The 22,050-nt window shown below is 66.3% G+C and carries 18 protein-coding genes and 1 pseudogene; 12 read left to right on the plus strand and 7 right to left on the minus strand.

The window, feature by feature from the left end; genetic code table 11:
• Positions 1-95: 95 nt before the first annotated feature.
• The 3 genes from L8G49_RS06620 to L8G49_RS06630 form a co-directional block, all read right to left on the minus strand.
• Positions 96-1,784: an AMP-binding protein gene (locus L8G49_RS06620; protein WP_242183414.1), complete on the minus strand. Its 1,689-nt coding sequence runs from the start codon at positions 1,782-1,784 to the stop codon at positions 96-98.
• Between the two features lie 82 nt (positions 1,785-1,866).
• Positions 1,867-2,064, minus strand: coding sequence for a hypothetical protein (locus L8G49_RS06625; protein ID WP_242183415.1), 198 nt, complete (start codon positions 2,062-2,064; stop codon positions 1,867-1,869).
• 30 nt (positions 2,065-2,094) lie between these two features.
• Positions 2,095-3,813 (minus strand): diguanylate cyclase, encoded by a 1,719-nt coding sequence (locus L8G49_RS06630; RefSeq protein ID WP_242183416.1) that lies wholly within the window; start codon positions 3,811-3,813, stop codon positions 2,095-2,097.
• A 255-nt stretch (positions 3,814-4,068) separates the two neighbouring features.
• On the opposite strand from L8G49_RS06630, the gene L8G49_RS06635 reads away from it, so the two are divergent.
• Positions 4,069-4,422 (plus strand): UrcA family protein, encoded by a 354-nt coding sequence (locus tag L8G49_RS06635; protein ID WP_242183417.1) that lies wholly within the window; start codon positions 4,069-4,071, stop codon positions 4,420-4,422.
• 66 nt (positions 4,423-4,488) lie between these two features.
• Here L8G49_RS06635 and clpA read toward each other — a convergent pair whose 3' ends face one another.
• Positions 4,489-6,804, minus strand: coding sequence for an ATP-dependent Clp protease ATP-binding subunit ClpA (gene clpA / locus L8G49_RS06640; RefSeq protein WP_242139504.1), 2,316 nt, complete (start codon positions 6,802-6,804; stop codon positions 4,489-4,491).
• Positions 6,805-6,930: 126 nt separating this feature from the next.
• Entirely contained in the window at positions 6,931-7,128 is a 198-nt protein-coding gene (locus L8G49_RS06645) for a DUF1192 domain-containing protein (RefSeq protein WP_242139505.1), read from the minus strand.
• Positions 7,129-7,225: 97 nt separating this feature from the next.
• On the opposite strand from L8G49_RS06645, the gene L8G49_RS06650 reads away from it, so the two are divergent.
• Both L8G49_RS06650 and L8G49_RS06655 read left to right on the plus strand, forming a co-directional pair.
• Positions 7,226-8,227: an NAD(P)H-quinone oxidoreductase gene (locus L8G49_RS06650; protein ID WP_242139506.1), complete on the plus strand. Its 1,002-nt coding sequence runs from the start codon at positions 7,226-7,228 to the stop codon at positions 8,225-8,227.
• A gap of 107 nt (positions 8,228-8,334) precedes the next feature.
• Positions 8,335-8,604 (plus strand): hypothetical protein, encoded by a 270-nt coding sequence (locus tag L8G49_RS06655; RefSeq protein ID WP_242139507.1) that lies wholly within the window; start codon positions 8,335-8,337, stop codon positions 8,602-8,604.
• A gap of 142 nt (positions 8,605-8,746) precedes the next feature.
• Here the strand turns inward: L8G49_RS06655 and L8G49_RS06660 are convergent, their stop codons facing one another.
• The gene (locus L8G49_RS06660; RefSeq protein WP_242183418.1) at positions 8,747-10,030 is read right to left on the minus strand and encodes a phospholipid carrier-dependent glycosyltransferase; all 1,284 of its coding nucleotides are present in this window, start codon (positions 10,028-10,030) and stop codon (positions 8,747-8,749) included.
• Between the two features lie 95 nt (positions 10,031-10,125).
• Here L8G49_RS06660 and metZ point away from each other — a divergent pair, with 95 nt between their 5' ends.
• From metZ to L8G49_RS21095, 7 genes and pseudogenes are all read left to right on the plus strand, one after another.
• On the plus strand, positions 10,126-11,331 hold the full coding sequence (gene metZ, locus L8G49_RS06665; protein ID WP_242183419.1) for an O-succinylhomoserine sulfhydrylase: 1,206 nt from the start codon (positions 10,126-10,128) through the stop codon (positions 11,329-11,331).
• 61 nt (positions 11,332-11,392) lie between these two features.
• Positions 11,393-11,791, plus strand: coding sequence for a Co2+/Mg2+ efflux protein ApaG (apaG, locus tag L8G49_RS06670; protein WP_242139510.1), 399 nt, complete (start codon positions 11,393-11,395; stop codon positions 11,789-11,791).
• A gap of 111 nt (positions 11,792-11,902) precedes the next feature.
• Positions 11,903-12,709 carry a LysR family transcriptional regulator gene (locus L8G49_RS06675; RefSeq protein ID WP_242183420.1) on the plus strand — a complete coding sequence of 269 codons (807 nt, stop codon included), beginning with the start codon at positions 11,903-11,905 and terminating at the stop codon, positions 12,707-12,709.
• 129 nt (positions 12,710-12,838) lie between these two features.
• Complete coding sequence (locus tag L8G49_RS20970; RefSeq protein WP_277923120.1) at positions 12,839-12,973, plus strand: hypothetical protein; 135 nt, start codon at positions 12,839-12,841, stop codon at positions 12,971-12,973.
• Complete coding sequence (locus L8G49_RS06680; protein WP_242183421.1) at positions 12,970-13,233, plus strand: hypothetical protein; 264 nt, start codon at positions 12,970-12,972, stop codon at positions 13,231-13,233. Before L8G49_RS20970 ends, L8G49_RS06680 begins: the two co-directional genes overlap by 4 nt.
• Before the next feature lie 69 nt (positions 13,234-13,302).
• Positions 13,303-13,995 (plus strand): HAD-IA family hydrolase, encoded by a 693-nt coding sequence (locus L8G49_RS06685; protein ID WP_242183422.1) that lies wholly within the window; start codon positions 13,303-13,305, stop codon positions 13,993-13,995.
• Between the two features lie 118 nt (positions 13,996-14,113).
• A pseudogene (locus L8G49_RS21095) lies at positions 14,114-14,317 on the plus strand (methyl-accepting chemotaxis protein); the annotation flags it as partial.
• A 1,432-nt stretch (positions 14,318-15,749) separates the two neighbouring features.
• Here L8G49_RS21095 and L8G49_RS06695 read toward each other — a convergent pair.
• Entirely contained in the window at positions 15,750-17,444 is a 1,695-nt protein-coding gene (locus L8G49_RS06695) for a GGDEF and EAL domain-containing protein (RefSeq protein WP_242183423.1), read from the minus strand.
• 269 nt (positions 17,445-17,713) lie between these two features.
• Between L8G49_RS06695 and L8G49_RS06700 the strand changes: the two genes are divergently transcribed.
• On the plus strand, positions 17,714-20,032 hold the full coding sequence (locus tag L8G49_RS06700; protein ID WP_242183424.1) for a GH92 family glycosyl hydrolase: 2,319 nt from the start codon (positions 17,714-17,716) through the stop codon (positions 20,030-20,032).
• Positions 20,029-21,981 (plus strand): sugar-binding domain-containing protein, encoded by a 1,953-nt coding sequence (locus L8G49_RS06705; RefSeq protein WP_242183425.1) that lies wholly within the window; start codon positions 20,029-20,031, stop codon positions 21,979-21,981. The genes L8G49_RS06700 and L8G49_RS06705 overlap by 4 nt, the downstream gene beginning before the upstream one ends.
• The last annotated feature ends 69 nt before the right edge of the window (positions 21,982-22,050 follow it).

A 22,050-nucleotide genomic window follows, 5' to 3' on the forward strand; every position in this document is an offset into this window, starting at 1 on the left:
GTCCAGGCGTTGCTCGAAGCAGAAGTGTTGTTTTGCTCGGTCCTGGCGTCTGCCTCTGCAGGGGCACGGGCAGGTCCCCGCCAGAAGCGTCCGTCTTATCCCTGTTCCGCCATCACCTCGGTGATCAGATCCTTGCGGCTGAGCTTGCCGATCATCGTCTTGGGCATGGTCAGCCGCACCACCACGTCGTCGACGCGCTCGTGTCGCCCGACCTGCGGATTGAGCCAGTCGCGCAAAGCCTCGCCCGTGACGTCCGCATCCTCGTTGAGCGTGACATAGGCGCGGGGATGCTCGCCCCGATACGGATCGGGCAGACCCACGACGAGCGCTTCCTTGATCGCGGGGTGATGGTACAGCACCGCCTCGATCTGGCTCGGGAACACCTTGAACCCCGAGACGGAAATCATGTCCTTGAGCCGGTCGACGATCTTGACGAAGCCGTCCGCGTCGATCGTCCCCACGTCGCCCGTGCGCAACCATTTGCCCTCGGCGGTGGTGAGGAAGACCTCCTCATCGGCATCGGGCCGGTTCCAATAGCCCTTCATGATCTGCGGCCCGCGCGCGACGATCTCGCCCGGTTCGCCTTCCGGCGCCTCCAGCGCGGGATCGCCCTTGTCGACGAGGCGGAGGGACGTCGCGGGGATCGGCTGGCCGATCGTCCCAGTCTTGCCGGCGGCTTCATACGGGTTGGCGGACAGCACGCCCGAGCTTTCGGACAGGCCATAGCCCTCGACCACCGTCGCGCCCGTGGTGGCCTCGAACTTGGCCTTCAGTTCGGGCGCGAGTGGTGCGCCGCCCGAGATGCAGATCCGCAGCGACGCGAAATCGGTCGTGCCGATCTTGGGATGGTCGAGCAGCGCCTGGTACATGGTCGGCACGCCGGGGAGGGCGGTCGCCTTGGTCCGCGTGATCGCGGCGAGCACCGCGCCCGCCTCGAACCGCGGGAGCATCACGATGCAGCCGCCGTTGAGCACGGTGCGGTTGAGCACGCAGGTGTTGGCGAAGACGTGGAACATCGGCAGCACGCCGAGGATCCGGTCGGGCGCCTCCGGGTGCGGATCGATCGCCATCACCTGCCGCGCATTGGCGGAGAGGTTCTGGTGCGTCAGCATCGCGCCCTTGGGGGTGCCGGTGGTGCCGCCGGTATATTGGATCAGCGCGACGTCGCTTTCGGGATCGATCGTCGCCCGCGGATGCTTCCCGTCATTGGCGATCAATTGCGAGAAGGCGATGATGCGCGCGTCGGCGGGACGCCTGGTCACCTCGCTGCCCTTGAACATGCGGTACAGGAGCGATTTGGCGGGCGGCAATGCGCCGGCGATCGAACCGACCACCAGTCGCTCCAGCCCGCTCCGTTCGAGCACGGCCAGGGCCGTCGGCAGCAACTGGCTGGCGGACAGGGTGAACAACAGGCGCGTACCCGAATCCTCGACCTGATGCGCCAGCTCGGCCGCGGTATAGAGCGGCGAGAAATTGACCACCGTCGCGCCGAGCTTGAGGATGCCGTAATAGGCAGCGACGTAATGCGGCACGTTGGGCAGGAACAACCCGATCCGGTCGCCGGGCCCGTACCCCAGCGCCTTCAGCCCGGCGGCGACGCGATTCGCGCCGTCGAGCGTTTCGGAGAAACTGTAATGGCGGCCGAGGAAATCGATCAGCGGCGCATTCCCCGCGCGGGCGACGGCCGCGTCGAGGAAATCCGCCATCGACATCGACGGAAAGGCGCTCTCCCAAGCCGTGGGATGAAGATACGATTCGCGCCAGAGCGCTTCGGGTCTGTTCATTGACACAGGTGTAAGCAAGCCGCTTCCGACCCGCAAGGCCATGCGCACGCTGCCGCCTTGCGCACCGCGCGCGGCGCGTCGCTCAGCTGACCGGGTGGGCGGTCCAGGTGTAGAGGATGGAGATGCCCAGCACCCCCAGGTCAAGAGCAGCCTTGACCTGATGGGGCATCGGGTCGGCAGCCTGATGCGTGAGGACGCGGATGTCGGCGGTCGGATGGTGCGCCAAGGCCGATATTGCGAGCAGCGCGCAAAACCCCAGCATCACTCGACGATCGCGCACCGCTGGTCTCCTTGTCCCGCCGATATACCGTTAATTCCGGATAGCGACAAGCGGAGTCGTTGCGGGGGCGGCACAGTTGGGATCGAGCGCACGCGACCGGGCCCGGTCGCGACCGGCCGACTTTGCGTCGAACAGCGCGCGATCCGAGCAGGCGTAGAGCGCCTTCCAGTCGGTCTCGCGCTGCAGCGATCCGACACACATGCCGATGCTGGCCGTCACCGTGACGTCATATGGCATGCGTCCGGCGCGGAGGCGCGCGAGGATGTCGTCGGGATCGACGGCCGTCTCCGCGCCGATGACGATTGCGAATTCCTCGCCGCCGATCCGCGCGACCAGCGCCTCGGCCGGCACCGATTGCCGCAGCGTCCGCGCGAAGACACGCAGCACTTCGTCGCCGCCGTCATGGCCGATGGTCTCGTTCACTTGCTTGAAATGGTCCAGGTCCGCGATCATCAGGATCTGCGCGCCCTCGCGGCCGATCGCCTGGTGGAGGAAGGCGCGGCGGTTGAGCAGCCCTGTCAGCGGATCGATATCCGCCAGCAGCCGTGCCGCAATCTCGCGTTCGCGCGCTTCGTCGCGTTCGATGCTCAGCAGGCGCATGCGATAGGCGATCGCAATGCTCGACAGCAGCGCCTCGATCGTCATCGTCAGGATCGTCGAATTGTCGAGCCAGAAGTTCCAGCCGATCATCCCGAGCGAGCTGGCGATGCGAAACGCCGCCATGATGATCGGCGAGCCCCAGGCGATCGTGAACACCCAGAGGTAATTGCTGCGCCGCACCCAGGCGCGCCACAGCAAGGGGATGACCATCGCCATCTGCGCTGCGAAGGCGAGCGAGTAGATCCGATCGAACAGCCAGATGTCGAGCGGCGCGAACAGGCAGAAAGCCAGCGATGCCGCGGCGGTGATGGCACAGGTCAGCATGACCAGGCGTCCGATTCCCCCGGCGAACACCCGCGCTTCGAAGAAGGTGCGCGCGAACGCGAAGGCGGCGATCGTCGACAGGCCCAGCAGCAGATAGTTGATCCGGATCCGGTCGTTATTGGCGATATCCGGGACGAGCCAGGCAAGCCACCCCGAGGATGAGACGGCATAGGCGAGCAGGCCGAGAACCATCGCGCAATAGGCGAGCTGGAACGGATGCCGCAGCGCGACCCACAAGGCGAAGTTATAGCACAGGAGCGCGATGCACAGGCCGGCGAACGCGGCGTACATTCCGCCCATCAACAGGTTGGAGGCAATGCTTTCGCGGGGACGCGCAAGTGTCGCGTCGCGGACGATCCCGCGCAGATTGGCCGCCTGGTCGACATGCCAGAGCAGCCGCACCAGTGGCGCGTCGTGCGGGGGCAACGGCACTTCCAGGATTGCGCCAAGCTGCATGCGCCGCGACGCGCCGCGTTGGTCGATGTTGACCGAGACCACGTGTCCGTCGGCATAGAGCGCGTGGAGCGTGACCAGGCCCTGCCAGAGACTGGCACTGCGGACCGCGACCGGACCCGACCAGCGCAGCGGGAGCGACAGCACCCAATATGTGCCGCGGCCCAGCACCCGCTGATCCTGGGGACAATCGAAATGGACCCGGCCAGCGAGCATCGCGGCTGGCGTGACGCCCGGCTGGTCGCGCAGGACGCAGGTCTGGATCGGCTGGCCCGTCACCCCGGCCTGCGCCGCCGCCGGGGCCGCCGCCAGCAGGATCGAGCCGATCACCGCCAGAATCAGGGCACAGCAGGACAGAAGCGCGACACGCATGGCCGCTCCCTAGGCCAGTGATGGGAAAGGGGAAGTAAAGATCGAATTTTGTGCCCGATTTCAAGGGGCAGAGTCATCGGGAACGATTCTGGGGCGAAACGACACATGTCTGTCACCGTTTGCTGCTAGTCGACCGCCCGTCGGCAATAACAATGGGCCGTGACGAAAATAGGCCTTCAATCAAACGCGCCGACATACAAGCTATAAAAACAAACATTCATTATGATATTTCCAATAGTCTGCAGGAGACTACTCATGTCACGCACCTATGTGGCGACGTGCTCGCCGATCATTGCCGCTATTGTCTGCTTGTCTTCGGTTTCCGGTCATGCGCAGGATCGGGACGTTCGGACGGCGCGTGTTGCCGTGGCCGATCTCGACCTCTCGTCCGCCGCGGGCCAGCGTACGCTTGCGCGCAGGGTTTCGACTGCGATCAGCAATGTCTGCGACAGCGGTGGTTTTGCCGATCTGAAGATGGTGCAACACCAGCGCGAATGTCGGGTAAAGGCGCGGCAGGATGCCGAGCCGCAAATTCTCGCGGCGGCGGAAGCCGCGCGCGGGCGGCGATCGACGGTTCTGGCGTCCGCCGGCCCGGTTCCGACGCGCTGATCGTCCACGCGAAAGCGCGGGCCCGGCATGACCGGACCCGCGCTTTCGTTCTTTCGACGGTGTCGCCTATTTGGCGGTCGTGTCGACCTTGCCCGCGGCCTTGCGGCGTGGCTTCTTCGGTGGGGCCGAGGTGATTTCGAACGACAGCGCGTTGTCCTTCATCTTCACCGTCACCTCGCCGCCGTGAACCAGCTTGCCGAACAGCAGTTCCTCGGCGAGCGGCTGCTTGATCTTTTCCTGGATCAAACGGCCCATCGGGCGGGCACCGTACAGCTTGTCATAGCCCTTGGTGGTGAGCCACGTCTTCGCCTCGTCGTCGAGGTTGATGTGGACGTTGCGGTCGGCCAGCTGCAACTCGAGCTGGAGGATGAACTTGTCCACCACGCGTGCCACAACCTCGGTCGGCAGATAGCCGAACGGCACGATCGCATCGAGACGGTTGCGGAACTCGGGCGTGAACATCTTCTGGACTGCCTGCTCGTCCTCGCCCTCGCGGGTGAGGTTGCCGAAGCCCAACGTCTCGCGCGCCATGTCGCTCGCACCCGCATTGGTCGTCATGATCAGGATGACGTTGCGGAAGTCGACCGTCTTGCCGTGCTGGTCAGTCAGTCGCCCGTTATCCATCACTTGCAGCAAGATGTTGAACAGGTCGGGATGCGCCTTCTCGATCTCGTCGAGCAACAGCACCGAGTGCGGCTGCTGGTCGATCGCGTCGGTGAGCAGGCCGCCCTGGTCGAACCCGACATAGCCCGGAGGGGCACCGATCAGCCGCGAGACCGAGTGGCGTTCCATATATTCGGACATGTCGAACCGCTGGAGCGGAATCCCCATGATCGTCGCGAGCTGCTTGGCGACCTCAGTCTTGCCGACGCCGGTGGGGCCGGTGAACAGGTAGTTGCCGATCGGCTTCTCGGGATCGCGCAGGCCGGCACGGCTGAGCTTGATCGCCGAGGCGAGCTTCTCGATCGCGGCATTCTGACCGAACACCACGCGCTTGAGATCGGTCTCGAGCGATTCCAAAGCCTTGGTGTCGTCGGTCGAAACCGACTTCGGCGGGATGCGCGCCATCGTCGCGATGACCTGCTCGATCTCGCGGCTGGTGATCGTCTTCTTGCGCTTGGCGAGCGGCACCAGCATCTGCATCGCCCCGACTTCGTCGATCACGTCGATCGCCTTGTCCGGCAGCTTGCGGTCGTTGATGTAGCGCGCCGACAATTCCACCGCCGACTTGATCGCGTCGGGGGTGTATTTGACGTTGTGGTGCTCCTCGAACGCCGAGCGGAGACCTGCCAGGATCTTGACGGTATCCTCGATCGTCGGCTCGTTGACGTCGATCTTCTGGAAGCGCCGCAGCAAGGCGCGGTCCTTCTCGAAGTGGTTGCGGAACTCCTTGTAGGTGGTCGAGCCGATGCAGCGGATCGTGCCGCCCGACAGCGCCGGCTTGAGCAGGTTGGACGCATCCATCGCGCCGCCGCTGGTCGCACCGGCACCGATCACGGTGTGGATCTCGTCGATGAACAGGATCGCATCGGGCATCTTCTCGAGCTCGGTCACGACCGCCTTCAAACGCTCCTCGAAGTCGCCGCGATAGCGCGTGCCCGCGAGCAACGCGCCCATGTCGAGCGAGTAGATGACGGCAGGAAGCAGCACTTCCGGCACGTCGCCCTCGACGATCTTGCGCGCGAGACCCTCGGCGATCGCGGTCTTGCCGACGCCGGGATCACCCACATAGAGCGGGTTGTTCTTCGAGCGGCGGCACAGGATCTGGACGGTACGATCGACCTCGGGGCCGCGACCGATCAGCGGATCGACCTTGCCCTTCTTGGCCTTCTCGTTGAGATCGACGCAGAACTGCTTGAGCGCGCTTTCCTTGCCCTTCTCGCCGGGCTTCTGCGGCTTCTCTTCCTCGGCACCCTTGGGGGTAGAGGCTTCGGGCGCGGAACCGCCCTTGCCGACGCCGTGGCTGATAAAGCTCACCGCATCGAGCCGGCTCATGTCCTGCTGTTGCAGGAAATAGACGGCATAGCTCTCGCGCTCGCTGAACAAGGCGACGAGCACGTTCGCGCCGGTCACTTCGTCGCGGCCCGAGGACTGGACGTGGAGAATCGCGCGCTGGACGACGCGCTGGAAGCCCGAGGTGGGCGAGGGGTCGGTCGCGGCGTCGACCTTCAACGCCTCGAGCTCGGTATCCAGATAATGTTTGACCGTCGCGGTCAGCTCGGCGGTGTCGACACCGCACGACTGCATCACTTTCGACGCATGATCGTCATCAATCAGCGCGAGCAGCAGGTGCTCGAGCGTAGCATATTCGTGCCGGCGCGAAGACGCAGCCTCGAGGGCCTTGTGCAACGTGGTTTCCAGCGCGGAGGCGAAGGATGGCATCTGTACTTTACTCCATGCGGGCCACGAAAGACGCACTGCCCGTGAGCGCTATGTTGGTAGGCAGGACGCTTGCAACAACCTCTTGAAAACGACTCAGGCTGTACCTGTGTTCCGGGATACGTATCTTTACGACTTAAAGAGCATATCTGCCGTTGCGCGATGGTTGACCGCGGCCTCCCGTTTTCCCCTGGTCCGCGCGATCTCGCGTTCTAGCGCGGCAATACGATCGTCGAGCTCCTTGACCGAGAGCGGATCGAGGTCCTGTGCGATGACCGCAGCGAGCGGATCGCCCGCCTTGCCCGGGAGAATCTCGTCGATGTCCATGCCGAGGATCGTTGACCCGCGCGCAGGGGATGTCAATAAGGCGCGCCGACGAAACGGGACTGGCCGAGACCGTTGGCAGGGACAGGGCCTGAGATTGATGCAAAACTTGCCAGCGACGATGCGTGCGATCGATCCCGATACTGCCGGAGGGCCGGAGGTCCTGACGGTCGTCGAACGGCCCGTGCCGACTCTGCAACCCCATGAGCTACTGATCCGGGTCGTCGCCGCGGGCGTCAACCGGCCCGACGTGTTGCAGCGCATGGGCGGCTATCCGCCGCCGCCGGGCGCACCGTCGATCCTCGGGCTCGAGATCGCGGGTACCGTGGTCGCGCAGGGTGACGACGTGTCGGGCACTTTCATCGGACAGCCGGTCTGCGCACTGGTCGCCGGCGGTGGCTATGCCGAATATGTCGCGGTGGCGGCGGGGCAGGTGCTGCCCGTGCCGAACGCGCTGTCGATGGTCGAGGCAGCGGCCTTGCCCGAGACGCTGTTCACCGTGTGGACCAATCTGTTCGAGCGCGGCTATGCCACCGAGGGCGATACCGTGCTGGTGCATGGCGGCACGAGCGGGATCGGGACGATGGCGATCGCGCTGGGCGCGATCTTCGGGCTGACCGTGATCGTGACGGCCGGGTCGGATGACAAATGCGCCTCCGCCAAGGCGCTCGGCGCGGCTCATGCCATCAACTACAAGACCGAGGACTTCGTCGAGCGGGTCAAGGCCATCACCGAGGGTGCCGGCTGCGCGGTGGTGCTCGACATGGTCGGCGGCGATTACGTCGCGCGCAACCTGAAGTGCCTGGCCGAGGACGGCAGGCACGTATCGATCGCGGTGCAGGGCGGCGCGATGGCGACGATCCCGATCTTCGAGATCATGCGCCGCCGGCTCACGCTGACCGGGTCGACTTTGCGCGCACGCGACGAGGCGTTCAAGGCACTGGTCGCGGACGAACTCCACCGCACCGTGTGGCCGCATGTCGAGGCTGGCCGGCTGAAGCCCGTGCTCGATCGCACCTTCCCGCTGGCCGAGGCACCCGCGGCGCATCGCCGGATGGAGGCGGGCGACCATGTCGGCAAGATCGTGCTGACGCTGGACTGAGCGGCGACCCGCTCGGCCCGGTGCGCCGCCGCGCCGAAGGGAACAAATCCGCCTGCGGGGAATTGGGACCCTTCGGCCTCGAGCCGATCGCTATAGGGTGACGCATAATGAAGAAGATGATTGTTTTTGCAGCCGCAGCCGGCCTCGTTTCGCTGGCCGCGTGCAACTCCACCCCGCGCGAGCAGGCTGCTGACAATATCGAAGCCAACACCGAGGCGGTCGCCGACAACCTCGAGGACGCAGCGGACAACGCCTCGACCGTCGCGGGCAAGGACATGCTCGATAACAAGGCGGACTCGGTTCGCGCCGTCGGCCAGAACCAGGCGACCGACATGCGCACCAACGATCCCGACACCAACCTCGCGAACGGCATGTAAGCGACAGATCGGGCCGTTCCCAAGCACGGTTCGAACTGGAAGGGCGCCCGGGGCAACCCGCGCGCCCTTTTCTTTTGGCGGGGGACCAGGCACATCGCCAGCCGTTCGTTGCGAGCGGACGGCAGGGACCGGGAAGAGGGTCTCACACCCAGGTCGACGACCACGTCCAGTACCGAAACGCGCCCGGCCCGGGCAGCGGCGCCGCCGACAACACCGGATAGAATATCGCGAACAGCGCGATCACCCCTGCGAGAAACGCCGTATCCCTCCGCCGTGCCGCCGGAAAATGGTCGAACGCCAGCGCCAGCGCGACGCACAGTGCGATGCTGGGGAGATAATAGTAATAAAAGAACCCGATCTTCTTGGGGATCACCACCCAGATCGCGTAGCTGCCCAGCCACAGACCGGCAGCCGCCAGCAGCCGCGGCGACCGCGCGCGGACACCCTCCACGAGGCACGCCGCGACCGCGATCAGCCCGCCCCACAGAATGGCGACATTGCCGATCAGCAGCACCCCGCGCTGCGCGCCGTCGACCCGTTCGTAGAGGTACCAGATGGGGCGCACCATGATCGGCCAGGACCACCAGCCCGATTGATACGGATGCTTCGGCAGCGGCATCGTCTGGCGGTCGTACATGTGCTTCTGGAACGGCAGCAGCGTCCCCAGCGTCATCGGATCGTGCAGGTAGAAGAAGGCCGGGGCAAAGGTCGCCAGATACGTCGCGATGCTGACCGCACCGAGGACCAGCACCGCCGGAATGGCCGCCATCCCGGGCCAATGGCGGTTCGTGCCGGCGTTGAGCGCCGCGAACACCGATCGTCCGCGCAGGCGGGCGTCGTGCAGACGGAGCAGGATGAAACCCAGCGCGGCGAACGCGATCAGCGGGGCCGCGATCCACTTCGCCGCAACCGCGAGCCCGAGCAGCACGGCACCGCCGATCCAGCGCGCCCATGCGTGCCGACCCTCTGGCGCGCGCATCGCCCACAGCAACGCGGCAAGCCCGGTGACGACGAACGCCGCCATGAACCCGTCGAGCATCCCGATCCGTGCCTGGACGAAAACGGTGAAGTTGAAGAGCGTGAACAGCGCGCCGAACACCGCCGGGCGCACCCGTCCAACCATCAACAGGACGATCGCGAACACGCCCAGCACAGTCGCCGTTCCCGCCAGCGTCGAGAAGAACCGCCAGCCCAGGCTGTTATCCCCGAACAGCAGGATCCCGCCGGCGATGATCTCCTTGGCGAGCAGGGGATGCTCGATATTGGTCGGCCCGGTGAGCGCGATCAGCGTGCGCGCGGCGGGGACGTAATGCGTCTCGTCGAACATCAGCTTGGTCGGGATCGTCAGGCGATAGCTGAACAGCAGTTGCGCGAGCACGCCAAGCGCGGCGGCGGCGCGATACGGATGGGGTCGGGCCTCGCTCACGCTCGCCTCTATCCAGCCGATCCGCGCGGCTTTCAAGCGGCCTTGCGGGCATGAGGCATTGACGCGCCCCGCCGCCACCCGGCAAAGCGTACGCCATGAAACGCCGGACCGGACAAGACCAGAGCATCACCCGCCAGTGGCGCCCCGCGACCCAAGCCGTGCGCGGCGGCACCGCGCGCAGCGAATGGGGGGAGACGTCGGAAGCACTCTTCCTCACCTCGGGCTATGCCTATGATTGCGCGGCCGACGCCGCCGCGCGCTTTGCCGGCGAACAGACCGGCATGACCTATTCGCGGCTGCAGAACCCGACGGTCGAGATGCTCGAGCATCGCATCGCGTTGCTCGAGGGGGCGGAAGCGTGCCGCACGATGGCGACCGGCATGGCAGCGATGACCGCGGTGCTGCTGTGCCAGCTCCAGGCGGGCGACCATGTCGTCGCAGGCCGCGCGGCGTTCGGATCGTGCCGCTGGCTGGTCGATACGCTGCTGCCGAAGTTCGGGATCGAGACGACGACGATCGACGCGCGTGACCCGCAGCAGTTCGAGGATGCGTGCCGCCCCAACACCAAGGTGTTCTTCTTCGAGACGCCCGCCAACCCGACGATGGACGTGGTCGACCTGAAGGCGGTGTGCGACATCGCGCGCGCGCGCGGGATCACGTCGGTGGTCGACAATGCGTTCGCCACGCCCGCGCTCCAGCGCCCGATGGAGTTCGGCGCGGACGTCACCGCCTATAGCGCGACCAAGATGATGGACGGGCAGGGGCGCGTGCTCGCGGGCGCGGTGTGCGGGACCGAGGCGTTCATCAACGACACGCTGCTGCCCTTCACCCGCAACACGGGGCCGACGCTCAGCGCGTTCAACGCCTGGGTCGTGCTCAAGGGACTGGAGACGCTCGACCTGCGGATCCGCCGCCAGTCGGAGAATGCGCTCAAGGTCGGGCGCCTGATCGAGGGGCGGGTGCCGCGGATCCTCCATCCCGGGCTGCCGAGCCATCCGCAACACGATCTCGCGATGCGCCAGATGGAAGCGTGCGGACCGATTTTCGCGTTCGAGGTCGCGGATCGCACGCAGGCGCACGGGTTGCTCGATGCGCTCCAGCTGGTCGACATCTCGAACAACATCGGCGACTCGCGCTCGCTGATGACGCATCCGGCGTCGACCACGCATGCAAGCGTCGCCGAGGACAAACGGCTCGAAATGGGCGTGACCGAGGGGTTGCTGCGGCTCAACGTCGGGCTCGAGGATGCCGACGACGTGATCGAGGACATCGACCGCGCGTTGACGGCGGTGGGGTTGTGAGCGGGCTGCGGTCTTGGACGCCTGCTCTCGCCGGCGCACGGGACCAACAAGGGGTCGCCGCGTGAAAGCCCTCTTCCCCCATGTCGCCGAAACGCGCGGCGTCATCGTGCGCGTGTCGGTCAGCTTCCTGCCCGAACAGTCCGAACCGGACCGCGGCCGGTGGTTCTGGGCCTATCACATCCGGATCGAAAACGACTCGGACGGGGCTGTACAGCTGCTCACCCGCCACTGGATCATCACCGATGGCCGCGGCGCGCGGCATTCGGTCGAGGGCGAAGGCGTGATCGGCGAACAGCCGATGATCGAGCCGGGCGAAAGCTTCGATTATGTCTCCGGTTGCCCGCTGTCGACGCCCAGTGGCGCGATGGTCGGCAGCTATCACATGCTAGGGGAGGATGGCGCCGGGTTCGACGTCGACATCCCGCGCTTCTCGCTGATCGCTCCGGCGGTCGGGGTATGAACGCCACGTCCGCCACCCCGGCGCGGGGCGGGGCCGCCACGTTGGCCGCGCAAGGTCGGCTGGTCCGTCCTGACAGGGCGGCCGCGGCCTTGGCCGGGTGACGGGGGCGACATGAAGCGCACTCACCTGCCCTTGAACGGCCTGCGCGTGCTCGATGCCGCCGCGCGCCACCTGAGCTTCACTCGCGCCGCCGACGAACTCGCCGTCACGCCGGCAGCGGTCGGGCAGCAGATCCGCGCGCTCGAGGATACGCTCGGGGTCGTGCTGTTCCGCCGCACCACCAAGGGTCTCGAACTGACCCCGGAGGGCGAGGGGGGCCTCGCTGCGCTCCGGCATGGCTTCCTCCAGTTCGAGGAAGCCGTCCGCGCGATGCAGGCGGGGCAGACGAGCAAGTCGCTGACCATTGCTGCGCCCCGCGATCTGACCGAAAAATGGCTGATGCCCCGCCTCGCGGATATCGCGCGCGCCGATCCCGAACTGCGGTTCGTGCTCATCTCGGCCGACGTCGCGGGGGCCGGTGCGGCCATCGACTTTACCGAGGCCAATCTCGATCTCGCGATCCGCTGGGGCGATGGCCCGGGCGAGCATGAGGGCGAGGCGATCGAATCCGCCGGAATGGTGACGGTCGAGCGCCCGGGCGGGGGGGCGGACACGCGCATTTCCTGGCCCGGCTGCGGGGATGACGACGGCGTCTCGCTGGTGCGCGTGAGCGACGCCGGTCTTGCGCTCGACGCCGCCGCACAGGGACTTGGCCGCGCGACCGTACCCGAGCTGCTCGCGACGGCGGATCTCGCCTCGGGGCGGATCGTCGCGGTCGGGGAGGCGAAGGCGTATCGGCTGGGCTATTGGCTGGTCGCGCCGCTCCCCCAGTGGCGGCAGAAGAAGGTCAAGGCGCTGGTCGCGGCGTTGACGGGGTGACATCGAGTCCGGCTCGCGAAACCGCATGGCTGCGACCATAACCTGCTGTTCGCATGGCCTGTTTGCACCGGTCGAGGGGTCGTGCGGGCCCGTTTCGCCGAACCGTTCCGGCCATGGCGCGCCCGGGCGATGACGCGCCACGGCGATGACACCACCATCGTTATCCTGCGTAACGGCCGCTTGCGGGCGGAATGGGAGACGCATATCGGCGTGCGCGACACCTTCCGCTGGGGGATGCTCACGACCGATTGGAAAGCCCGATGACGCCTCGCCCCAAATTGAATGACCCGGCAGAGCGGGCCGCATACCAGCGCGAATTGCGGATGGTCGCGCGGCCGGTCCGCTGGCTGGGGGTCGCGCTTGCGATCGTCGCGGCGATCCTTGCGCTGGTCCGTGCGCGATATGCACCGCAGATCCCGATGATCCTGCCGCTGTTCCTGCTCGGGATCGCCGCGCTGCACATGATCGCGGCAATCGTCATCCGCATGAAATACCATCAGGCGCGGATGAAGCCGCAAGAGTGATCTGGACGCGGGCCAAGGCGCGGCTTGTGCACCCTTGATCCGCGCGGGAAATTCGACGAACGCCTGCCCATGACTGACCCCGCCTCGTCCGCTGCCGGACCCTATGCCGATCAATCGTTCCAGGCTTGCCTGTTCGACATGGACGGAACCCTGCTCACGTCGATCGAATCCGCCGAGCGGGTCTGGTCACGCTGGTTGCGTCATCACGGGTTCGATCCGGCCGAGATCCTGCCGCGTATCCATGGCGTGCAGACACTCGAAACCATTCGCCGGCTCGACATTCCCGGGATCGATCCGCAGCAGGAGGCGGACTGGATCGCCCGCGAAGAACTTGCCGACCTGGCGGGAGTGCGCGCGATCGACGGCGCGGCCGACTTCGTCGCGAGCTTGCCGGACCATGGCTGGGCGATCGTGACGTCCGCCACCCGCCCGCTCGCCGAGGCGCGTCTCGAGGCGGCGGGTCTCGTCCCGCCGCCCTTGTTCATCACCGCCGAGGACATTGCGGTCGGCAAGCCCGCACCGGATTGCTACGTCGAGGCCGCGCGGCGGCTGGAGCTGGACGTCACCCGCTGCCTCGTCTTCGAGGATGCACCCGCCGGGATCGAAGCCGGTCGGGCCGCCGGGGCCGCGGTCGTCGTCATCACCGCGACCCATTCCCATCCGGTTGTGACCGAATATCCAGCCATCCGGGATTATCGTGGGCTTACCACGGTGCACCGGGCGGGGGAGATGCGGATCGCGCCGAGCGGCGGCGCGGCCTGAACCTGGGCGGACGTGCGCCTTTGCCGCGGGGTCGCATTGACCCGAGCAACACCGTCGATGGCTATGGCATATTAACCTTCGTACGCTAACCCGTTCGAAGATTAGCCGAAAGTTACCGATGCCGCGTCGTATCCGCTCCCTGTTGAACACCTTGAGCGAACAGGTCACGGCGCATGTCCACCAATCGGAGGCGATTGCCGGCAGGACCAACCTGCTTGCCCTGAACGCGACGATCGAGGCCGCGCGGGCGGGTGACGCAGGGCGCGGCTTCACCGTGGTGGCGCAGGAAGTGAAGAGCTTGGCGGGCCTCGCGCGCGCGTCGTCGGCGAGCTTCCGGGACCAGGTCCTGACCTACCTTCATCAGGGCGCGATGATCGCGGACGAACTGGCCAAGGAGATGGAGGGCGGCCGGCTGACCGACCTGGCGCAGTCGATCGCGGACACGCTGGCGCGGACCTTGTTCGACCGTTCGATCGACGTGCGGATGCTGGCGACGGACTATTCCATCGCCGAGGCGCTGCTGGTCGAACACGCAACCCCGCGGATCGATGCGCGCGCGCTCGACCGGTTGCGCGCCTTGCTCGGCTGCTCCCCCTATTTCCTCAACGCCTTCATCGTGAACGGCGACGGCGAAGTCGCCGCCTGCGCGCATGAAAACGCCGCGGTGCGGGGCGTCAACTTCAAGGAATACGGGCAGTTTCAACGGGCGCTTGGCGCGCCGCCGGAGGTGCTCTGGATGACCGACGAAGTCTGGGAGAATCCCTGGTCGAACGGGCGGAAGGTGCTGGTCTATGTCGCACCGGTGCGTCTGGAAGGCGCGACGATTGGCGTATGTTACCTGGAATTCGACTTCGAGGGGCAGACCGAGGCGATCATGCGCGTCGTCAACAAGGCCGGGGCGATGTGCGTCGCATCGATCGTCGATCACAAGAACCGGGTGGTCGCCACGACGGGCAGCTATGCCTATCACCTGCAGCACCCCCATGCGGCCGCCGGATCGTCGTTGCGCTATGCGTCGTCCGACGGGCTCAACGTCGCGCAGGCGAGCGTCGTCTCCGCGCATGGCATCAGCGGTCTCGACCTGCGGTGCATCATCGAGGAGCATGTTGCCACGGACCAGGAGATCGTCGCGGCAGTCACCCGAACCACGGCGCTGTAACGACGTCGCGCTGGTTGGCGTAGCGGGACGGGACGACGACGCCCGCCATCCCGATATGGGGCACGTCGTCATCGGTCCGTCGCGGATGTTACGTAATTGTAACATTGCGGATCGAATCGGTTGGTTTACGTTTCCCGTATCCGAGCGGTAGCCATGCGTATCGTGGTGGGCAGCGGGCCTTTGTCCCGCCGCCATGGCTGCCGTTATCGGGCATGGCCGGTCGCTTGACGCCGAATATCGGCGGAGGCGATCGCGCAAGCGGCGAGTGTTGGGGGAGTAGAGCGTTGCAGATCGTGAAACGCGTGGCGAATGTGTTCGAACTGGTCGGAATTGTCTTCCTGGCGCTGATCCTGTTCGCGGTGGCCTTTGCCGGCTTCTGAACGGGCGGCGGCGGTTTTGGGCGGTGTGGCCTGGAGCGGCCTTGGCGCGACCTGCGCCGGGGGCACGCCGGGCGCCACGACATCCGGCCGGCCGAGGCTGCGAGGCATAGCAGCGTGCCGACCGACGACGCGATCCGGGCGAGGCTCGTCAGGCGTTGCCGTCGATCCGCCTGATCACGATCCGACGGTGGCGCTCAGAAGGCCGGGCGCCGCGGCTACCCCTGCGGGGGACGAGCGGGCGGGCTCACGGCATGGCCCTCGGACGGGACGGGCAACTGCAGATGGCGGACCCGTTTCGTATCGTAAAGCGCGGCATCTGCCCGCCGCCAGGCCGTGCCGAAACCTTCCGCCGCTCCGCCGGCCTGCGCGTTCGCCATCGTCACGGCGCCTATGCTTGCATGGATCGGCACGACCGCATCGACCCATGTCATCGGGTGATTGAGCGCGCGCTCGATCCGCGCCACCACGATCGCGACCCGCTCGGGCGAGGAGTCCGGCAGGAGAACCGCGAATTCGTCGCCGCCCAGACGCGCGAGATGATCGGTCGGGCGGACGGCGTTGCGCAGCCGCTCCGCCACTTCGACCAGCACTGCGTCACCCACGAGGTGGCCGAAGCCGTCGTTGACTGCCTTGAACCGGTCAAGGTCGATCGCGAGAACGCCGATCGGGAGCCCAGACCGGATCTGTGCGAGACGCTCGTCGAGGCCGCGTCGGTTGAGCAGCCCGGTCAGCGGATCAGTCTCCGCTGCGAGCTCGGCTTTCCGCTGGCGTTCGTGGTCTTCGGAGATGTCGATCGAGACCCCGACGATCCGGCGCGGCGTTCCGTCCGGCGCGCGTAGCAAGCGGCGGTCGCAACGCATCCATCGCGGTCCATCGACGGTCTGCAGCTCATATTCCACCGACGTCTCGTCCATGGTTCCGTCGAGCAGCGCCTGCACCGATGCCCCCTCGCGAGTCGTCGGCAGGATGCGGCTGGCATAATCGTCGAGATCGAGCGAACCACCGACGTCGCTGCCGACGACGAAGCGCAGGAAGGACGGCGACATCTCGAAGCGGCGGCTCGTCACGTCGATATGCCAGAAGCCGCCCCGCACCGCCTCCATCGCCAGCGTCAGTCGCGCGTTGATTTCCTGCTGTTCGCGTTCGGCGCGACGCCGGTCGGTGACGTCCTCGATCTGCGCGATGAACCGGACCGGCTTGCCCTCACCGTCCCGGACCGCGGACACGGCGAGGGTCGTATGGACGATCTCGCCCCCCGGACGCAGAAAGCGCTTGTCCATGCGATAGCCGTCGCGACGGCCATCGGCCACCTGCCCGAACCGGCGATCTTCCGCCTCGATATCGTCGGGATGGGTAATCGTGCGAAAGTCGGTTCCCACGAGATGTTCGATCGGCCGGCCGAGCATGGTCGCAAAGGCCTGGTTCACCCGTTCCAGGCGACCGCTGGGGTCGGATACCGCCATTCCCACCGGGGCATGGCGAAAGGCGTCATCAAACATGCCTTCGGTTTCCGCGATCCGTGCCTCAAGGTCGCGGCGAACGCTGATGTCGGTGACCAGCACGACGATACCGCGAACGACGCCGCGATCGTCCAGATCGGGGACGTAGCTGCCCTGCACCCGACGCGCTTCGGGCCCGTCGAACAGCGTGTATTCGTAGGTGACCCGTTGCCCTTGCAGCGCTTCTTCGAGCCGGGGCAGGACCTGGGGGTAGTTCATCTCGCCGACGACTTCACGGCAGGATCGCCCGACGATCCAGGCGGGATCATGTCCGCTCCAGGCGGCATATGTCGCATTGGCGTAGCGATAGTGAAGGGTGCGGTCGAAATAGGCGACGAGTCCCGGCAACATGTCGAGCAACCACGCCGCGCGCCGCATCGCCTCGGGGCGGGCTTCATCAAACTCGGTCATAACGCCCCTTAAAGCGTTCTTACTTAACCGAATGTGCATGCGAATGCAGCCTCGCAAACGTGCCGTACGATGCACCGTGTCGGAAGGATTCCCGGGCGGGACCAGCTCTCGAATATTAAAATTGACAAAATGTTTTATTAATCCAGATTCACCGCACGAAGATCGCCGGCGAAGGCGACGTCGCGCGCCGACTTGGCGGTGATCGTGGTGGAGAGGAAACTGGGATGGCCTCGAATGCGTCCGGGCGGCAACGCCGCTCCAAAGGGTCGATGATCCTGCCCTGGATACCGATGGCCGCCCTGTTCGGTGCGGGGGGCGCGCTGGCACAGTCCAGCGTCGCGCCGGTCGACCAGGCCAACCCGCTGGTCGGTACCGCGCCGCTCGACCGCCCCGACCTGATCGGCAACGCGCCGCCGGCCGGCGAACCGCTCTATTCCGGCATAACCTCGCCGGGCGCGCGGCTGCCGCACAGCGCGGTCGAGGCGGCGCCGGTCAATCTCAACGTCGCGCTCAGCTATCCGTCGGGGGTCGCGACGCCCTATTATTATACCAACCCGACGATGATCGGCTTCACCGGGGGTGGCGGCCCGACCTATGGCGCGCGGGCGCAGCCGATGGTGATGCCGGTCGTCGGCGACTGGACCGTCCCCCCCGCATATAGCGAAGCCTATTACGACAAGGCGCGCGAGACGGCCGCGCCAGGCTATTACTCGGTATTCCTCGACAGCTTCAGGACGAAGGTCGAACTCACCGCGACGCAGGCGACCGCGCTGATGCGCTTCACCTTTCCAGCGACCGAACGCGCCCACGTCATTCTCAACCTGCCGGGTGAGGGGGGATCGGTCGAGATCGTGGGAGATCATGTCGTGCGCGGCATCGCCGAACCGAACGGCGACATCGATGCGCGCGACGGGCGCTATTTCGTCGCGGAATTCTCCAAACCGTTCAAGAGTTTCGGGACGTTTCGCAAGGCGCCCGGCGACCGTCGCGGTTATGGGATCGGCGACAAGGACGTGCTTCCGGCGGTCCGCGCGCTGTCGGGCAGCTTCGCCGGAACCTATCTCGATTTCACCACTCGCGCGAGCGAGACGGTGCTGGTCAAGATCGCGCATGGCCCCAGCTATGCGGCCGCCGAGCAACGTCTTCGCGGGGAAAGTCCGGGATGGGATTTCGAGGGCATGCGGGCACGCGCCCGGGCCGAATGGGCAGCGCTGCTCGACCGGGTACAGGTCAGCGGCGGATCAGCGAAGCAGCGGATGCTCTTCTATTCGACGCTGTTCCAGTCCTTCGCCAGCCCGCGGCTGGTCGCGCGCAAGGGGGAGAGCTTCACCGATACCAAGGGCCAGACCCGCACCGCCTCCCACGACCGCTACGGGCCGGTGCCGTTCTGGGATACCGGCCGAAACCAGATCGTGTTGCTCGAACTGCTCGAACCCGCGGTGACCGCGAACGTGCTGCAGTCGGAACTCGACATGGCGCAGGAGCAGGGGTTCATGAACACCTCGTTCCACGGCGACAATGCCGTGTTCCTCTACGCCGGGGCGATGAAGCGCGGGATCCCGTTCGATTATCGGGCGGCCTATGCCTTCCTGCGCAAGAATGCGACCGACCCGACCGGGCCGCGCGGGTATCTTGCCGAATATGCGCGCAATGGCTGGATTTCGGACGAGATCCCGCGCGGCAACCCGAGCCCGCCTTATGCCGGCGGCAAGGCGGGCACCGCGACGACGCTCGAATACGCGTGGGATGACGCGGCGCTGGCGGATTTCGCCGCACGGCTCGGGCATGGGGACGATGCCCGGCTGTTTGCGGAGCGGGCGGCCAACTATCGCAATGTGTTCGACCGCTCGACCGGATTCATGCGCGGCCGTACCGCGGACGGCCGATGGATTGCCCCGTTCGATCCGCGCGAACCCTATTATAACTTCATGATGAAGGAGGCGTCGGGTTGGTCGACGCTGTGGCTGGTGCCGCAGGACGTGGCCGGGTTGATCGATCTGCTCGGCGGCCGTGCCGCGTTCAATGCCAAGCTCGATGCGTTCTTTGCAACGCCCTATCATCCGACCGGTATCTGTCGGGACTGTACCGGCGTGATCGGCCAATACGTCCAGGGCAACCAGCCCGACCAGCAGGCCCCGTATCTGTATGCGTGGAGCGGTCAGCCGTGGAAGACGCAGGCCCTCGTCCGCCGCATCCTGCGCGACCTCTATGGCAGCGACGCCAGCGGCTACGGCTATCCCGGGATGGACGACCAGGGCGCGACATCGTCCTGGTACGCGTTGAGCGCGCTCGGCTTCTATCCGGTCGATCCGTCGAGCGACGTCTACATTCTGGGCAGTCCGCTGTTCGATCGCGCGGTGTTGAAGATGGGCAACGGCAAGACGCTCGACATCGTCGCGCGCAACAATTCGGCGCAGAACGGTTATATCCAGTCGGCGACGCTCAACGGCAAACCCTGGAGCAAGCCGTGGTTCCGGCACGGCGACGTTGCGAACGGCGCGACGTTCGTGCTGACGATGGGGCCGAACCCCAACCCGGCCTGGGGCAGCGCGGTCGGGGACGCCCCGCCGTCGATGGGGCGGCCATGATGCGCTTCCGCCATCGCGGCGCGATCGTCGCCGCAGCGTGCCTGTGGAATGCCGCCGGCGCCGTTGCGCAGACGCTGCCGCCGCAGCGGCCCGATTCGGTCTACACCGGCGCGATGGTGACGCGCTGGGGCAAAGGCGTCACGCCGGAGAACGCCTGGCGCAGCTACCCGCGTCCGCAATGGACGCGCAGCCGCTGGCAAACCCTCAACGGCACGTGGGACTATGCGATCACCAAGGCCGCCGCGCCGATGCCCGTCGCGATGGACGGCAAGATTCTGGTGCCGTTCGCGGTGGAGTCACGTCTGTCGGGCGTTGCGCGCAAGCTGCGGCCCGAGGATCGCCTGTGGTATCGCCGGACCTTCACTATCCCGACCGACTGGGCGGGGCAGCATGTCATGCTCAATTTCGGCGCGGTCGACCACGCGGCGCACGTCTGGGTGAACGGCGCGTTGGTCGGGAGCCATGAAGGGGGATCGGATCCGTTCGGCCTCGACATCACCGCCTTCCTCAAGCCTGGCGACAATGCGCTGGTGGTGCAGGTGTCCGACCCGACCAGCGCGGGCAGCCAGCCGCGCGGCAAGCAGACGCTCGATCCCGACGGCATCTGGTACACTGCGGTCAGCGGGATCTGGCAGACCGTGTGGCTCGAACCGGTCCCGGCGCTCCATATCGCCGACGTTCGGGCGATCGCGGATATCGATCGGGGCAAGGTCGAGGTCGACGTCGCGGTGAACGGATCGGCGCACGACACCGACGCGGTCCGGCTCAGCGTGCGGTCGGGCGGACGCACGATCGCCACGACGATCGTCCGGGCCAACCGGCATGCGAGCCTGGACGTGTCCGGGGCGCATCTCTGGTCGCCGGAGGATCCGTTTCTCTATGACCTGGTCGCCGAACTGGTGACGGTGGACGATCCTTATCGCGGCAGGCCGGACCGCGATCGTACCGCCTATGACGCGCGCTTCACGCAGGGCGAGGGTGCGACTTATGCGGCCGCGACGGTGGCGGGTGCCCCGCGCGATCGGATCGACGGGTATTTTGCGATGCGCAAGATTTCGGTGGGGCCGGGCAGGGTGACCGGTCAGCCGGCGCTGTTGCTCAACAATAGGCCCTATTTCCAGAACGGGACGCTCGACCAGGGTTGGTGGCCCGACGGTCTGCTGACCCCGCCGTCCGAGAGCGCGATGCGATCCGACCTGGAGTTCCTCAAGAAAGCGGGCTTCAACATGGTCCGCAAGCATATCAAGGTCGAGCCGGCGCGGTATTATTACGATGCCGATCATCTTGGCATGCTGATCTGGCAGGACATGCCTGCGGGCGGCGGCGAGGACCAGTTCGTTACCGGTACCAGCCAGAGCCAGGCCGTGCTGTCGTCCGACGTGATGGCTGCGCAGCAGAACGAGCTGGCGCACATGATCGGCGCGTTGCGCGGGTTTCCGTCGATCGTGCTGTGGGTCGTCAACAATGAAGGGTGGGGGCAATATGATTCCGCGACGCTCGCCCGCTATGTGAAGGGGATCGACCCGAGCCGGCTGGTCGACGCCGACAGCGGCTGGCTCGACGTCGCGCCCGACGTCTCGGACGTGGCCGATATCCACACCTACGAAGACGTGCCGCATACGCCGCCGCACGACAGCAAGCGCGCGATCGTGCTCGGCGAATATGGCGGTGTCGGACGCCCGATCGACGGGCATCTCTGGCGCGCCGACAAGCGGTGGAGTTACCAGGTCACCAGCGACGCGCAGGACTATCTCGCGCGCTACAAGCGCAAGGTCGACGAGGTCGCGCGTCAAGCCAGGGAAAATGGACTGAGCGCATCGGTCTACACGCAGACGACCGACGTCGAGGGGGAAATCAACGGCTTGCTGACCTATGACCGGGAAGTCGCCAAGGCGTCCCTGGCGGACTTTTCCCGGATTGCGGCGCCTCTGCGCGTTCCCGCCAAGTAACGGCCCGGACAGTCGGCACTATTTATGATTGCGCTACCATGGCGTCGTTCGTGCAGATCTCGCGGCGTC

Source organism: Sphingomonas sp. CARO-RG-8B-R24-01 (genome assembly GCF_022662295.1).
In the GTDB taxonomy this organism is placed as follows: Bacteria; Pseudomonadota; Alphaproteobacteria; order Sphingomonadales; family Sphingomonadaceae; genus Sphingomonas.

Coding starts and splice junctions, on each gene's coding strand:
- L8G49_RS06620 (WP_242183414.1), bottom strand. CDS start 1,784: ATGAACAGACCCGAAGCGCTCTGGCGCGAATCGTATCTTCATCCCACG.
- L8G49_RS06630 (WP_242183416.1), bottom strand. CDS start 3,813: ATGCGTGTCGCGCTTCTGTCCTGCTGTGCCCTGATTCTGGCGGTGATC.
- L8G49_RS06635 (WP_242183417.1), top strand. CDS start 4,069: ATGTCACGCACCTATGTGGCGACGTGCTCGCCGATCATTGCCGCTATT.
- clpA (WP_242139504.1), bottom strand. CDS start 6,804: ATGCCATCCTTCGCCTCCGCGCTGGAAACCACGTTGCACAAGGCCCTC.
- L8G49_RS06645 (WP_242139505.1), bottom strand. CDS start 7,128: ATGGACATCGACGAGATTCTCCCGGGCAAGGCGGGCGATCCGCTCGCT.
- L8G49_RS06650 (WP_242139506.1), top strand. CDS start 7,226: ATGCAAAACTTGCCAGCGACGATGCGTGCGATCGATCCCGATACTGCC.
- L8G49_RS06655 (WP_242139507.1), top strand. CDS start 8,335: ATGAAGAAGATGATTGTTTTTGCAGCCGCAGCCGGCCTCGTTTCGCTG.
- metZ (WP_242183419.1), top strand. CDS start 10,126: ATGAAACGCCGGACCGGACAAGACCAGAGCATCACCCGCCAGTGGCGC.
- L8G49_RS06675 (WP_242183420.1), top strand. CDS start 11,903: ATGAAGCGCACTCACCTGCCCTTGAACGGCCTGCGCGTGCTCGATGCC.
- L8G49_RS20970 (WP_277923120.1), top strand. CDS start 12,839: ATGACGCGCCACGGCGATGACACCACCATCGTTATCCTGCGTAACGGC.
- L8G49_RS06680 (WP_242183421.1), top strand. CDS start 12,970: ATGACGCCTCGCCCCAAATTGAATGACCCGGCAGAGCGGGCCGCATAC.
- L8G49_RS06685 (WP_242183422.1), top strand. CDS start 13,303: ATGACTGACCCCGCCTCGTCCGCTGCCGGACCCTATGCCGATCAATCG.
- L8G49_RS06695 (WP_242183423.1), bottom strand. CDS start 17,444: ATGACCGAGTTTGATGAAGCCCGCCCCGAGGCGATGCGGCGCGCGGCG.
- L8G49_RS06700 (WP_242183424.1), top strand. CDS start 17,714: ATGATCCTGCCCTGGATACCGATGGCCGCCCTGTTCGGTGCGGGGGGC.
- L8G49_RS06705 (WP_242183425.1), top strand. CDS start 20,029: ATGATGCGCTTCCGCCATCGCGGCGCGATCGTCGCCGCAGCGTGCCTG.